Here is a 14,551-nt window from a genome sequence, read left to right as displayed (position 1 = left end):
TATGCCCCATTTTTACTAATATTTCATGACTCGATAAGTCTGTAAAAATTTATCACTGCTGATTTTTAATAAATATGTTCCAGTATGATATTGGCTAAAATCCCAATTTTGTTTTTGATGAACTTCGCTTTTATCAATAATTTTACTGCTCAATAAACGCCCATTTATATCAAATAAATCAATCGTGGTGGTGGCATTTAATGTAGATAAATCAATATTTAATTGATTAACTGTTGGGTTTGGATAAATTTGAATGAGATTTTGTGAAAGATTTTCATTTGCCAAAATCAAATCAACAGAAAACTCTCCTTGCATGATTTTTCCTGAACCACAAGTCATATTATAAACTTTTGAGACTTTGTAAGTATTTGTTTTTTGAGGTGCTAATTCAAGTTTTAATTCATTGGTATAAATCAATTTTGGTTGAAAGTTTTTAAAGTTTTCAGTCGAATCAGATTTGGAAGGAAGACCATTATACACGAGCGTTCCATCGTTGTCAACGACTGATGTTAACCAAGGTAAATCTCCAGTATATTTTACTGTTGCACTGACTTTTTCACCCGTCAAGAAAGTTGCATTACCTGTCAAAGAAGCTGTTGGCAATTCATGTATTTTTAAAGGATGAATTATAGGCGTACTCAAAATCCCTTCATCGTCAGATACTCCTTTAATACGGTAACTATATCCAAATTTTAGGTCTTCGGGTAATTCGTGCCATAATCTTACGATTTTATAAGCAAGCGAATCAACCACTAGAACCGATTTAGTGGTTTTAATTGGACTGTAATTTTGTCCATCTTTATCTGACAATAAAACTTTATATTTAGAAAAATCACTGTCTTTTGTCACGCCATAAACTTTAATATCTAATGAATCACTTTTTCCAGCACAGTATTCGGTATATGAATCATAATAGTAATAATAAATCACTTCTTTTTCTTGATAATCAGCTTTTCTTAAAAAACCAAGACTTTCAATCCGTTTGTCTGATTTGGGCAAAACGGTTATGGTCGCACTTCCGCTAGGTTTTCCTACGCCACAATAATTTTTAACAGATGAAATTGTGTAAGTTGTTGTTTTAGATGGGTTGACAACAATTGAGGCGTTGGTAGATGTATATTTACTTCCGTTATTAAACTCAAAAAAGTAAGGCATACCGTAAATAAATGAAATAGTATCTTTTGAAACTGAAATATCTTGTCCAAGATTGTTGATTGGATTAATATTTAGCTTTGCCGAATTTCCAACGAAAATCTCTGTACTACCACTCAAATTTATGTTTGGTGGAGTTGCAATGTTGAAATACAAATATTCTGAATCCCAATTTTTAGACATATCAATTCTCGACAATGAATCTGGTCGAGAATTTCCAGAATAATAAATTTTAGAACGGCTTTTTTTACGAATTTGAATAAAATAATAGCCTGAATATACCTCTTTCGGAAGTTTTACACTGATTTCGCTTGGATTGTTTTTAAATGTTGCTAATTCTTGATTATAAGCAGCTTTGGCATTTGTATGCAAATAAATACCCATAAGCGTATCTTTAGGGAATTCGCCAAAATAACTCAAATTAAGCTTTAAACTATCGCTTGCACAAAACGTAGAGCTTGATAATTCATTATTTATACTCGGATTAATCTTTGGATTAACAATTACTTTGATGCTTCCTTCTGCTTTACCAATTCCACAATAATTATAAACCGATGCGATTGAATAAGTGATAGTTTGTTTTGGATTGAAGAATTTTCCATAATTTCTGATTACTTGTGTATATTTTTGAGTGGAATCATTATAGTCGCTGCTAAAATATTGACCAAAATCATAATTAGAATATGTACTTCCATCATTCATTACAAGGTTATAACTCTGTGATTTTTCAAGATTAGATTGTAGGTATAAATACACGCCTTCGGTATTCAAAAGTTCGGTTGCACCTGATTTTGACGTCAGTTTAATAATTGGTTTTTGTTCAAAATGAAGGCCATAATTGTAATACGATACCGAAGATGTAACAGCCGAACGTACTCTGAATGCATAAGAACCAAAACATGTATCAGGAATTGTTACGAGTAGTTCGTTGATACCTTGTTTGGTTGGAATATCAAAAAAAACTAATTTTGATGGCGACGAAATTTCACCTTTATAACCTGCAATTTGTACTATCACTGAGTCATTTTTAGGTATTTTACCCGCATATTCATAGTGAATATATCTTTTTGAACCAGCACAAGAAGAAGTAGGTAAAAAGTTTTGGTAGGAACTTTCGTAGATATTTTTTATGACAGTCGGAGTTGTCGAAATAACAAACTTTCGGTTAATTTCTAAAGTTCCACAACTATTTGATACTGAGTTAAGAATAATAGTCGTGTCTTTTTTAAAAGTAAAACTTGAACTCAAAGAAGAATAATTGCCATCACTATACGAATATTCCTGATTTATTCCATTGACTTTGAAATCTAAATCTCCTCCATAGCCATAGAAATTAAAGTTGATATTTTGAGATGAAGTATTTTCTACAAGTTTTATTAATTCGACGCCATCCTTATAATCTATTGAATAATAACTCGTTGAAAAGTTAACATTATTGGGAAAATAAACGATTGAAAATGAATAAACTTTGGTTTTTATTTCACTCTTTTCTGTTTCAAACCTCACCGTAAATTGTCTATAACTACTAACATTGGGTACTTTATATTTAAACGGTGAAGTTGTTACTTCGTATTTATATTGTGTACTATTTTTATTATAATCATAAACTGTAACGTAAGCATATATTTTTTGATTATTCCAAGTGCCATACTTATTGAAAGGTATTTCAAACGTTGAATTAGAACACGCTTTTTGCCCAATAGAAGCATCGATTTCTATTTTTTGTAAATCAGGATTATTAACAATCACTTTTGTTTCGCCAGAAATTGCTGCCACAGCACAGTCGTTTTCAGCAGAAACGATTCTAAATGTACTATTTTTTTCGACCAAAACATTGATGCTGTCTTCTCCGCTACTCAATGGTTCGCAATAGTAGCAATCATAGTTTTTTTGGTCAATATTTCCTTTCAATCCATTTGATAAAGCATAACTAATTTTATCGCCACCTATAAATTGAACAGGAATTTTTACATTGCCTTTACCAAGAACTTCGATACTTGGCGAAGTTAGTTTTAAGATTGGAGCTAATTTTACTGGAATATGGAAATAATTGCTTGAAATTGATAATGTTGATGTATTTGAATACCCATACATCGAAAAATATAATTCTTGTATATTTACTTTGCGATTACTGAATTGTTTATTTAATAATTCAAGCAGGTTGTCAGGAATTGTGACCGAAACATTTTTTTTCTCCGAATTATAACTATATTTTATGTTATAAATTGTCGTGTAAGCGGTTTTTCCAGAGTATGATTTTGTTTCTTCTGAATATTCTCTTCCCGTTGCACTAATATAAGTTTCAAACTTAATTTCGTTGATTCTTGCGGTATTATTGATTTCAAATGGTAAATCAATAGTGCTTCCTTGACAAACGGGTTTGTTGTCTGTTTTGAATGTTAAATACCTAAAATTTGAAGGTTTAAAAGTAATTGTTGGGTTGAGGATTGCTAAATTGCCACAAGTATTAGTGATTTTATTAATGGTTAAAACCGTGTCTTTTTGAGTGAGTTTTATATTAATGGTGCTATAATCAATTTCACTTTTATCTATTTTTTTGCCATTAATTTCTAATTCCCGAATTGGCAACGTACTAGATTGATTCGTTTCAGGATTGTATGCATAAAAGTAAATGTTTATATTATCTGCCTTTGAATAACTGTAATAATAGGACATAGTATTCAAAACAGGCATCACATAATATGACATACTGTTACTCATCAAATTCTTTTCACTGCTATAAACTCGAATGGTGAATTGTTCATTCTCTTTTAGATATTTTGGAATATCGAATACAAGTCGATTATTTTCATCTAAAACAGCATCAAATTCTCCTAAAAGGGTACTAAAATAATAATCCTTCGATACCTGTACTTTTAATTTACTTTTTGGTGGTAATGATTTGGAATTAACATCAATACTGACTTTAGACCCACTACAAATATTGTAGCTATCTTCTGGAAACGAACTTTTTATAAAAATCAAATCTAGGTATTGCTTTTTTTTTGCCTTTGCTTCTCCCGAAATTTCTCCTTTTACTCCACATGAATTTACTATTTCGGTTATTTTATAAACATTTACAGTGTCTTTCGCCAAAACTTGAATAGTGGCGTAGGAAGGCATATAATACGCACTAAATTCTTTTTTAGTACCATCGGAAAGTTTAACAAAATATTTCTGATAAAATTGATTTTGAATACTGTCTTTACCGTTTTTAATCTTAATATTTACATTAAGATAGACATTTGAAGGGATTGTGTAGAAATCAAATTCTTGGTTAAAATTTACGCTGTAAGGCACAACTCCAGCACCAAAAGTGATGGTAGTTATATTTGATATTAAAGCTGGATTAGTGGTACTCATTCTGATTAAATATTGCTTGCCTACTTTTAGGCTATCAGGCAATTTGAATAATCCTTTTCTGTAATTTCCAATATCAATTTTGTTTACAGGAATTTTAGAAAAATTGTTAGAATTGATGTCAGCAATCTCAAGAAAGAGCTGATTATCATCCATTAAAACGATTTCAGTAGATTGACCATTTCCTGTTTCATCATAATTATAGTAGTAGGCAGATAATTCTCCAATGATTGAATGACCACCACAAGAATAACTATCTGTTGTTGGATTGTTAAAATAAGCATAAACGCTGTTTCCTGATTGTTGTGCTTTAGCGATTGATAATGTGAGGAAGAAAATAAAAAGATAAATGGTAGATTTTAATTTCATTTGAAGTTGGTTTGATATAATTATCAAAAATAAGAGATATTTCCGAAAAATTCCAAAAATGAGAAACTCAATGAATAAAAAAAAAGGGCATTTCAGAAAATAGTAATCTTCCTGAATGTCCTTTTTGAGTCAACAATAGAGATTTACATCATCAACTCTTTTGCTTTATTAATCATTTGAACGCTATGAACAAGTTTTACTCCAGCCGCCAAAGCTGCCGAAACATGAACAGCCTCCATCATTTCATCTTCTGTACAACCTTTGGCGAGCGTGTCAGCTGTGTATGCATCAATACAATATGGGCATTGCATGGTATGAGCAACAGCCAAGGCAATCAATGATTTTTCTCGTTCCGTTAATGCTCCATCCTTAAAGGTTTCGCCATAATAATTAAAAAACTTGTTGGCTAAATCTTTACCACCAAATTCGCCAATTTTACCAAATTTTGCTAAATCATCAGGATTGTAATACGTTTTCATAATTTTCTTGATATTTTTTGATTTATATACGGATTTTTGTTTGAAATAGACTTTAAACGCTAAAGTTCTTCAATTTTTTCAATCGCACTTTTATTGAGCGACCCAAATAAATGCGGGAATAACTCATCGTTAGTCGCTTTTTCATATTTCAATTCAGCAGTTAACATTTCAGTATTAATATGAAGTTTCAGTAAATTACTTTGACCAGCATAATATCTTTCGAGTACACCCGCCACTTGTGTGGAAGTACTTAAATGAATAAAAGTTTCTTGGTGAAATGTTGGACTTTCATAATAATCAAGTTCATTCCATTTTTGCCACCATTCTTTGCTGGTTATGTGATAAATTGTTGCCATTTTGCTTGTTTTAAATATTTTTTCATAAAAAAACGCCCAATTTGGACGTCTTTTTCTTTTATTTAATTTTTTTATGCTTTAACTTTTCCCCAACCCATCGTCGAAACCATCCAATCGGGTAGAGGTTTTTGTGTTTTTCGCTTTTTTAGATTGAGATACCAACCAATTTTTTTCAAAATTGGTACGCGATGCGTTTCCACAAATTCGATGAGCGTTCCGTCTGGGTCTTCTAAATAAGTAAATCGACCACCAGCTTCGCCCATATCAAAAGTATCATCGCTATCAACTGTAAAAGGAAAACCATTCGCATCACATTTTTTCTTCAAAGTATCCATATCAAGCGTGTCAAAACACACATGGATAAAACCTAAATCTCCCCAACTTCTGCCATCAAATATTTTTCTTGGTGTTGAGTCAAGAGCCTGAATTAGTTCAATTTCTACATTTCCAAGCAATCGACTAAACGCACCAGTATTATTCATTGGTTTACGTAACAAAACCCTACGGAAACGTTTTGTTTCAGCATTCAACTCTTTTAAATCTTCAAATGTGCCAGTTTCATCATAAATTAACTCACTGATTTGCAGAATATTTTGATATAAATTCAGGGCTTTGTCAATATCGCTTACGCCAATCATCACACCCAAAACTCCGCCTGTTAAACTGTCATTTTGTTTAAACCAAGAATTGTCTTGAACTACTTGAAGTTGATTGCCATAACTATCTTTTAGCCATGAATAAGGTTTGTTTTCTGGCGAATTTGTAGTGTTTAAGTTTTGTTTTTCGGCAAATTTTTTGACATTCGAACATTTTATTTTTACTGCAAAAATACCGTAATCACCGATTTGTGGCTCAAAATCTGCTGCAAGTGGCTCTGGACGATTCGATTGCCAAATTTCTGCACCACCGCCACCAGCCATATTTAATGCTAAAATTGCACGGCGTTGACGAACATTTCCATTTGTATAGCGAGTCATTAGGGTTGCTTCTGCAACATCATCAAAAAGAGGCACATTCAGCCCCAAAGTTTTATTGTACCAACTAAATGCTTCTTGTGCATTTTTTACACCAATTCCAACTTGCTGAATTCCACTAATCAGTTCTGACATATAATTTGTAAATAGGGTTTGTAATGACTTTTACTCTATGACATTTGGCTTATAAAATACCCCTATTTGTATCATATTTCATTATCTGTAATCTAACATTTTACGATAAGTTTCAACCATTTCTTGCTGTGAAGCATTCCCATTAAGAAACATTCGCATTAATTTAAAATTTGCTTTTTGAACCCGAAGATATGAATTTGTTTTGTATTTACGGGCAGACACAATTACATTTTTTGGAATAATTTTAAATTTCAATTGTTTATTTGCTCTCAATATAAATTCATAATCTTCCATAATCAGAAGGTTTTCATCGAAATGCCCCACATTTATGAAGTCATTTTTACGAATAAAAAGCGTTTGGTCGCCACCTCTACACCAAATGAAAGGAAATCGCGTAAAAAAAGCATTGATTTTTAATAAAAAACTAGAAGAATCAAACTGATAACGATAACAACCGAAATCGTACCCATTTTCAATCGAACAAATAATGTCAAAAGTAAAATCAGGATGGATTTTTATGTCTGCATGAACAAAGTAAAGTACATCCCCACTTGCCAATGTCGCTCCAAAATTCATTTGCGTCGCTCGGCCACTTTTAGGCGATTTTACAAAAAATATATCAAATTTTTTAGTAATTTCAAAAGTATTATCATTAGTAAATGGAGAATCTACTACGATTATTTCGTGTAAATTTACTCCTCCAAACTTTTGCAAAGTTTCGATTAAAAAGCCAATATTTTCGGCTTCATTATAAGTCGGAATAATAACACTAATTTTCAAAGCTTTTAGTCAATTTTCGTAAAAATATAAGTTTGAAGTTTACGAAATAAAGTTTTTTCGAGATTTAAAAGAAATAAAATAAATGAAAATTTTATTTGTGAATGAAATTAGAGAAGCAGATGCTTATACAATTCTGCACGAACCCATCGATTCAATAGATTTGATGGAACGTGCTTCGAGTGCTTTTGTGTCTTGGTTTAAAGAAAATTATTTGGTTGGAAATTATAAAGTAAAAATCTTTTGTGGACTTGGCGATAATGGAGGAGATGGCTTGGCGATTGCCCGAATGCTTCATCCTTTAGGATATGATTTAGAGGTTTTTGTTGTGAAGTTTTCCAAGAAAATTTCGGAGAATTTTGACCAAAACCTTTATCGGTTGGAAAAACAGATTCCAGTGAAAATTATTGATAATGAATCGTTTATAGTTAATTTTGAAAAAAAAGACGTCATAATTGATGCACTTCTGGGCTCGGGTTTGTCTCGCTCATTGGAAGGTTTGTTAAAATCGGTCGTTGAAAAGCTAAATGAGAGCGAAGTGCCAATTATTTCGGTAGATATTCCCTCTGGATTGTTTGCCAATAAATCAAATAATTTATCTGATACCATTATAAAAGCAACACACACGGTTAGTTTTCAAATACCGAAATTAGCTTTTATGCTGCCTCAAAATGCTGAATTTGTAGGTGATTGGCATATTGTGGATATTGGATTAAATGAAGATTTTATCGAAAAAGTGACAGCCAAATTTTTTTATTCAACACCATTGGAAGTCGAAAAATTAATAAAACCGCGAAAGAAATTTTCTCATAAAGGCACTTTTGGTCATGCTTTGCTGGTTTCGGGAAGTTACGGAATGATGGGAGCGGCCATACTTTCTGCACGTGCTTGTATGCGGTCTGGCGTTGGAAAATTAACCGTACATTCGATTCCATCGGGTTTGGCAATCATGCAAATGCTTTTACCAGAAGCAATGTACTGGGAAACTGCATCTGGCGAATCTGATTTATTTATTTCGACTCAATATAACATTGAAAATATTGCCAATAAATTTCAAGCAGTTGGAATTGGACCAGGATTAGGCGTAAACATTAAAATTAAGGAAAGTATTGAGCAATTGTGTGAACTCTGTGCTGAATTGAGTATCCCGATGGTTATCGATGCAGATGCACTGAATAATTTGTCGATGGATGAAAACCGAGAGTCGTTGAGTAAGATTCCGAAAAATTCAATATTGACTCCTCACCCAAAAGAGTTTCAAAATCTATTGAATAAATCTTGGAAAGATGATTATGAAAAGTTAGAGTTATTAACGCAATTTGCTGTGAATCAAGGAGTTATTGTTTGTTTGAAAGGAGCAAATACAGCAATTGCATTGCCTGATGGTACTATACATTTTAATTCTTCAGGAAATGCAGGAATGGCAAAAGCAGGTAGCGGTGATGTGTTAACAGGGATGATTTTGGCATTACTCGCCCAAGGTTATAGTCCAAAAGAAGCTGCGATTTTGGGCGTTTATCAACATGGTTTAGCAGGTGATAAAGCTGCCCAAAATCGAGGAATGAATAATATGATTGCGAGCGATATTATTGAAAATATTCGGTTTTAAGTTTATGAAATTATTGTCTAAATAACAATTTCAGTTATCATTTTCGTTTCTGTATCGTAAATTAAAATACCTTCGTCAGCATCATTCAAATGAGCTAATAATTCACCTTTATTATTCCAAATTGCAGAGTTTCCCGAACTTACAAAATCGTCATTTTTGCCTAAACAGTTAGACATTAGTACAGTCAGTTCGTATTTTTTTGCTATTTCTGATAGACTTTTAAAAGCTTTTTCAACGCCATCTTTTGATTTTGCTACGCTTGCAATGTATATTTTAGCTCCATCGCTAAATGATTTTTCAATATGTGCTGCAACAGATAATTCATAACAAATGGCTAACGCAATTTCATTTCCGATAAAGTTTGTCAAGCTTTGTCCACTTGTAAAAAATGGTTCTTCGTCAGCATGTAAAAATTTCTTTGAATATAACCTAACCTCTTCATTGGGCTGAAAAATAACCAAACTGATATGAATTTTTTCTTCATATTTTGTAGGAATGCCAACCGCAATGCGAATGGCGTTTGAGTTACTTATTTTTTGAAAAATCTCAAAACGATTATCATGCTGATTGGTAGCTAAATCTTTAGCTAAGGTAGGCTCGTAGCCAGTTAATGATAATTCAGGGAAAATGATTGTTTCGACATGATTTGACACAGCTAATTCAATTAATCGAAGGTGATTTTGAATGTTTTTTTCAATATCACCTTTTATTGGTCGGGTTTGAGCTACGCAAAGTTTCATTCTCAAAGTGTTAGATATTATTGATACAAACCATTTACTCTAAAATCACAAACTCAACTCTACGGTTCATTTTTCGACCTTCTTCAGTATTATTGTCGGCAATTGGTTTTGTATCGCCGTAGCCTTTAAACTGAATTCTGTTTCCTGCGACTCCTTTACTTATTAGATATTCTCGAACATTATAGGCTCTTTCTAAAGATAAACGTTTGTTTTTATCGGGGTCTCCCACATTATCTGTATGTCCTTCTAATCGGATTTTCATTTTTGGGTCTTCTTTCAACATTTTTAAAAGAGCGTCAACTTGGTCGGTAGATTCAGGCGAGAAAGTTGCTTCTCCGAGATTAAAAATGAAATTATTTAACCTAAATTTATTGTCTTCAATTTTTGTGATTGGCGATTCCTTGAGAACTTCGACTGGTTCGATTTTTGGTTCTTCAATTTTTGGTGTTTCTGTCTTTTTTATAGGTTTTTCAACAATTGGATTTAGATAAATATTCTGCGAAAATTGCTGATTTTTAGTGGATTTTGAAAAGTCCATGCTTTCTTGGCCATCTTCATAACCTTTGGCTGTGGCAATAAAAGTATAAGAATCTGGTTTAATTTTGAATAAATATTCTCCAAAATTATTGGTTTTTACCGAGTCTGATTTTTGTGCATCATAATCAAAACGGTAGCTAACTTTACCCGAAATTGGTTTATTGGTTTTTGCATCAAAAAGTTTTCCTTTAATTGTGATAGCAATTTCCCCGTTATCATTTGGTGCGGTTGGAGTAGCCTTTTTAACCAGAGGATTATTAATATGAACGCCATAAAAATTCCAATATTGATAAGTACTTTGACTACTATTTTTGCCTTCGATAAGGTTGAAAGTTTCAATTCCAGGTTCAAGTTTTTCAAAATAAACCGTAAAACGATATTTTTGACCTGGATTAACGGTCATATTTTCGGGGGTTTCAGGTATTCCAATTGATTTGATATATTTGAAACGTTTTCCATTACCGTTCAAATAACTTTTTGGTTCAAATGAAATACTCGAAATTGAGGCAGGTTGGCGTTCGTTTGGGTAAGGAAATTGAAATTGATAAGAATTGTTTTTTCTTGCTGCTGCTTGATAAGAAAACGAAATGATGGTATAATTATCCCGAATTTCTACTTTTGTAATATCGGTTTCATAACTTGTTTGGTCGTCAATTTCGGGCATTTTGGTGATTAACTGACCAAATCCACAATAAGAAAATAAAAAGAAGGTGATTATAAGTAAATTTTTCATGATGGATTAAAGCTAATTTGTTGCACCGAAAAAACGAATATAGCTATTTTTTAGTTTATTTGCGTTTGTTAATTTTTGTTAAATGAACTTTGTTATCAATAGATTTCGAATTGAAAACCTTAAAAGATTTACTCCAACTCGGCGACCCAAGATTATATGAAGTTTGTGAGCCTGTTTATGAACATGAATTACCTATGGTTAGTGAATGGGTAACAGATTTACATCATGTGATGGAAGAAATTCGGGCAAAATATAAATTTGGACGAGGCATCGCCGCACCACAATTGGGAGTGATGAAACGGCTGATTTACCTAAATCTTGACCGTCCGATTATTATTATTAATCCTGTTTTTGAAAATTTGAGCGAAGAAACGTTTGAATTATGGGATGATTGTATGTCATTTCCAAATTTATTAGTGAAAGTTAAACGACATAAAGGTTTGACAATTAGGTACTTAGATGAAAATTGGCAAAGTCAATCTTGGATGGTAGAAGATGCCATTGCTGAATTGCTCCAACATGAATATGACCATTTAGACGGCATACTTTGTACCATGCGAGCCATTGATAATCAATCATTTAAATGGCGACCAACGCCTGATTGAAAATAGTTTAAATGAATAAAATATTTTAACTAATTTGATTGAAGTAAAACTAACCAAGCTTCCTTAACTTTGTTTTGGTCAAGTAGTTTTGCTGCTGCCGCATGTAATAAATTATCTAAAAAAGCACAACCATATAGCACTTGTTCGATAATTTCTTGCATGAAAGGCGTTTCTCGAAATGCTAAAATTTGATCTTGATTTGGCAGGGTTTCAACATTACCTAATTGTCCCAAATGATTGCCGTTAAGAATTTTAGAAAACCTAATTTTTTCAGGAATAGCATCGTAACCAATGCCGATTTTAGAGGTTGGTTTTTCTACTTCAAACATAGAAACTTTGTCAGCTCTTGCATACCAATTTTCGCCCATTCGTGCAACCCAGTCAGTTTTTTGTTGGTCGATTTTTCCATTTTCACCAATAATTCTATCAGAAAAATGTCCTAAAATAACTTCACAAATAACCAAATTCATTGTTCCAATTTGTTTGATTTCGAGCACTTTACACTCAAATTGTGTTTGAGATTCTTTTACTCTTGGCGGCTTTACAAAAACTGATTTTTCTTCGGTGAATCCTGATTTTATAAACTCATTTATGCCTTTTGGAAACTCAATACTCGACAAAGACATTTGTTGAACCATACTAAAATCAACCATATTTATTACCACTTCTCCAACTTCTTCGAGATTCAAAATGGTGTCTTTTTTGGAGCCATCTCGGCCACGATTGTTTGGTGCAAAAACTAAAATAGGTGGATTAATGCCCATAATATTAAAAAAACTGAACGGACTTAAATTAACATTTCCCACTTTATCAACAGTACTTGCAAAAGCAATTGGGCGTGGTGCAACCGTTCCAGTCATATAACTGTAAAATACTCTCGAATCTAATTCTTTAGGATTTAATGTTAACATTGTTGAAAATTTAACTTATTGCAGGCAAAATTCTTCCACTAACTTCTCCAAAACCAACCCTGATTTCGTTTTTTTTGCAAAATCCGCTTATTATCACCTCATCGCCGTCTTTAAGATAAGTTCTGGTTTCTCCATTCTTTAATTTAATCGGATTTTTTCCACCCCAACTTAATTCTAGCATTGAGCCATAACTGTTTGGTTCTGAGCCACTTATGGTTCCAGAAGCTAATAAATCGCCAATTTTTAGATTACAACCATTGATAGTATGATGCGAAATTTGTTGAGCAATACTCCAATACATTTGCTTGAAATTTGTCTCAGAAATAATATTGTTTCCCAATTTTACCTCTAAATTTATATCAAAGTTTCGTTTGCCATCTACTTTTAAATAAGGTAATGGAGCGGGGTCTTGGGTTGGTGATTCAACTCTAAAAGGTGAAAGAGATTCCATTGTAACGACCCAAGGTGAAATGGAAGAAGCAAAGTTTTTACCTAAAAATGGCCCTAAAGGAAGCGTTTCCCATCGTTGAATATCTCTTGCTGACCAATCATTGAAAAGGACAAGTCCAAACACATAATCTTCTGATTCTGAGATATTTATTGATTCTCCATGTGAAGAGTTTTTACCAATAATTGCTCCAATTTCTAATTCAAAATCCATCTCTTTGGTTGGCCCAAAAACAGGACTTGAAGCATCAGCTGGTTTAAATTGTCCCTTTGGACGATGAATAGGCGTTCCAGAAATAACAATTGAACTCGCTCGACCATGATAGGCTATTGGTATATGTTTCCAGTTTGGGAAAAGTGGATTATCAGGGCGAAAAATTTTGCCAGCATTGGTTGCGTGTTCGATGCTCGAATAAAAATCTGTGTAATCACCAATCTTAACAGGTAAGTGCATTTTGATGTTTTCAATTTTATGAAAAACATGGTCAAAATGTTTTTTTAAGGGAGAATTATCTTCACAAAGCCATTTTTGAATTTGTAAACGAACATTATTTGTTCGTTTTTTACCCAAACCAATAAAAGGATTTAGACTTGATTGATTGAAAATATTATGTGGAATTTGAAGTAAACCTAGTTTGCGTAATTGTTCCAAATCAATGACAAAATCTCCAATTCTAGTGCCAATTTTAGGTTTATTTTTGGAAGTACTAAAAATGCCAAAAGGCAAATTATAAATTGAAAAATCGCTATTTGATGCTATTTTGAGCCAAGTGTTCATTCAGTTTTATATTTTGAATTCAGTTTACGAAAAACAGTTTTTCCAACTGAATTCATAAACTCAATTATTTTTCACTTACATTTTCGTGAATTTTATCCATTATTCTTACAAGATGCTCATAGTCTTCATCAGTAAGGTTTCCCCATGATTTTCTACGAATTTCACCAATTACACCTAAGGCATTTTGATGTAAAATTTCACCTTCTTCGGTTAAATAAATATTGAATTTTCGTCGGTCATCGTCGGCCATTTGGCGGCGAACTAATCCTTTTTCGACTAATAAATCCAAAATTCTAGTAATTGTTGGAGCATCTTTCGCGGTATCAACTGCCAAATCATTTTGACTAATTCCAGCCTTGGGCTTGATGTGGTCAATGACTACCCATTGGTCAACAGTTAAGTCAATTCCGCCATCAGTTAGGCCTTTTTGCATGAAGCTACGAATCCTTTTGATGGTAGTATCAATCTTGAAATAGTACGAACGTTTGTCTGAGTGTGTCATTTATTTTGAGTCTTTATCTACTTTGTAGGTTTTTGGCGGTTGACTTTTAGCAATGAGTAAAAATTAAAGAATTCGGTTATTTATTAA

At 32.6% G+C, this 14,551-nt stretch carries 12 protein-coding genes; 2 read left to right on the top strand and 10 right to left on the bottom strand.

What is annotated here, in order from left to right; genetic code table 11:
- Positions 1–15 precede the first annotated feature (15 nt).
- The 5 genes from MJQ71_RS08340 to MJQ71_RS08320 all read right to left on the bottom strand — a co-directional run bounded on the left by MJQ71_RS08340 (position 16) and on the right by MJQ71_RS08320 (position 7,605).
- Positions 16–4,881 carry a T9SS type A sorting domain-containing protein gene (locus MJQ71_RS08340; protein ID WP_238806116.1) on the bottom strand — a complete coding sequence of 1,622 codons (4,866 nt, stop codon included), beginning with the start codon at positions 4,879–4,881 and terminating at the stop codon, positions 16–18.
- 143 nt (positions 4,882–5,024) lie between these two features.
- Entirely contained in the window at positions 5,025–5,360 is a 336-nt protein-coding gene (locus tag MJQ71_RS08335) for an arsenosugar biosynthesis-associated peroxidase-like protein (RefSeq protein ID WP_238806115.1), read from the bottom strand.
- Between the two features lie 59 nt (positions 5,361–5,419).
- Positions 5,420–5,716, bottom strand: coding sequence for a DUF952 domain-containing protein (locus MJQ71_RS08330; protein WP_238806114.1), 297 nt, complete (start codon positions 5,714–5,716; stop codon positions 5,420–5,422).
- Positions 5,717–5,787: 71 nt separating this feature from the next.
- Positions 5,788–6,825: a VOC family protein gene (locus MJQ71_RS08325; RefSeq protein ID WP_238806113.1), complete on the bottom strand. Its 1,038-nt coding sequence runs from the start codon at positions 6,823–6,825 to the stop codon at positions 5,788–5,790.
- Positions 6,826–6,906: 81 nt separating this feature from the next.
- Positions 6,907–7,605: a TIGR04283 family arsenosugar biosynthesis glycosyltransferase gene (locus MJQ71_RS08320; protein ID WP_238806112.1), complete on the bottom strand. Its 699-nt coding sequence runs from the start codon at positions 7,603–7,605 to the stop codon at positions 6,907–6,909.
- A gap of 82 nt (positions 7,606–7,687) precedes the next feature.
- On the opposite strand from MJQ71_RS08320, the gene MJQ71_RS08315 reads away from it, so the two are divergent.
- Entirely contained in the window at positions 7,688–9,211 is a 1,524-nt protein-coding gene (locus MJQ71_RS08315; protein WP_238806111.1) for an NAD(P)H-hydrate dehydratase, read from the top strand.
- 17 nt (positions 9,212–9,228) lie between these two features.
- Here MJQ71_RS08315 and MJQ71_RS08310 read toward each other — a convergent pair whose 3' ends face one another.
- Complete coding sequence (locus MJQ71_RS08310; protein WP_238806110.1) at positions 9,229–9,951, bottom strand: carbon-nitrogen hydrolase family protein; 723 nt, start codon at positions 9,949–9,951, stop codon at positions 9,229–9,231.
- Between the two features lie 34 nt (positions 9,952–9,985).
- Complete coding sequence (locus tag MJQ71_RS08305; protein ID WP_238806109.1) at positions 9,986–11,221, bottom strand: OmpA family protein; 1,236 nt, start codon at positions 11,219–11,221, stop codon at positions 9,986–9,988.
- Positions 11,222–11,331: 110 nt separating this feature from the next.
- On the opposite strand from MJQ71_RS08305, the gene MJQ71_RS08300 reads away from it, so the two are divergent.
- Positions 11,332–11,826 (top strand): peptide deformylase, encoded by a 495-nt coding sequence (locus MJQ71_RS08300; RefSeq protein ID WP_238806108.1) that lies wholly within the window; start codon positions 11,332–11,334, stop codon positions 11,824–11,826.
- A gap of 29 nt (positions 11,827–11,855) precedes the next feature.
- On the opposite strand, the gene MJQ71_RS08295 is transcribed toward MJQ71_RS08300, so the two are convergent.
- The 3 genes from MJQ71_RS08295 to MJQ71_RS08285 all read right to left on the bottom strand — a co-directional run bounded on the left by MJQ71_RS08295 (position 11,856) and on the right by MJQ71_RS08285 (position 14,464).
- Positions 11,856–12,737, bottom strand: coding sequence for a flavin reductase family protein (locus tag MJQ71_RS08295; protein ID WP_238806107.1), 882 nt, complete (start codon positions 12,735–12,737; stop codon positions 11,856–11,858).
- Between the two features lie 10 nt (positions 12,738–12,747).
- A complete protein-coding gene (fahA, locus tag MJQ71_RS08290) occupies positions 12,748–13,962 on the bottom strand; it encodes a fumarylacetoacetase (protein ID WP_238806106.1) in 1,215 nt (404 codons plus the stop codon).
- Positions 13,963–14,026: 64 nt separating this feature from the next.
- A complete protein-coding gene (locus MJQ71_RS08285) occupies positions 14,027–14,464 on the bottom strand; it encodes a MarR family winged helix-turn-helix transcriptional regulator (protein ID WP_238806105.1) in 438 nt (145 codons plus the stop codon).
- Positions 14,465–14,551 lie beyond the last annotated feature (87 nt).

This window comes from Emticicia aquatica, from assembly GCF_923079645.1.
GTDB lineage: Bacteria > Bacteroidota > Bacteroidia > Cytophagales > Spirosomataceae > Emticicia > Emticicia aquatica.
The sequence above is the reverse complement of the archived record's forward strand: the minus strand, read 5'-3'. Positions and strand labels throughout refer to the sequence as shown.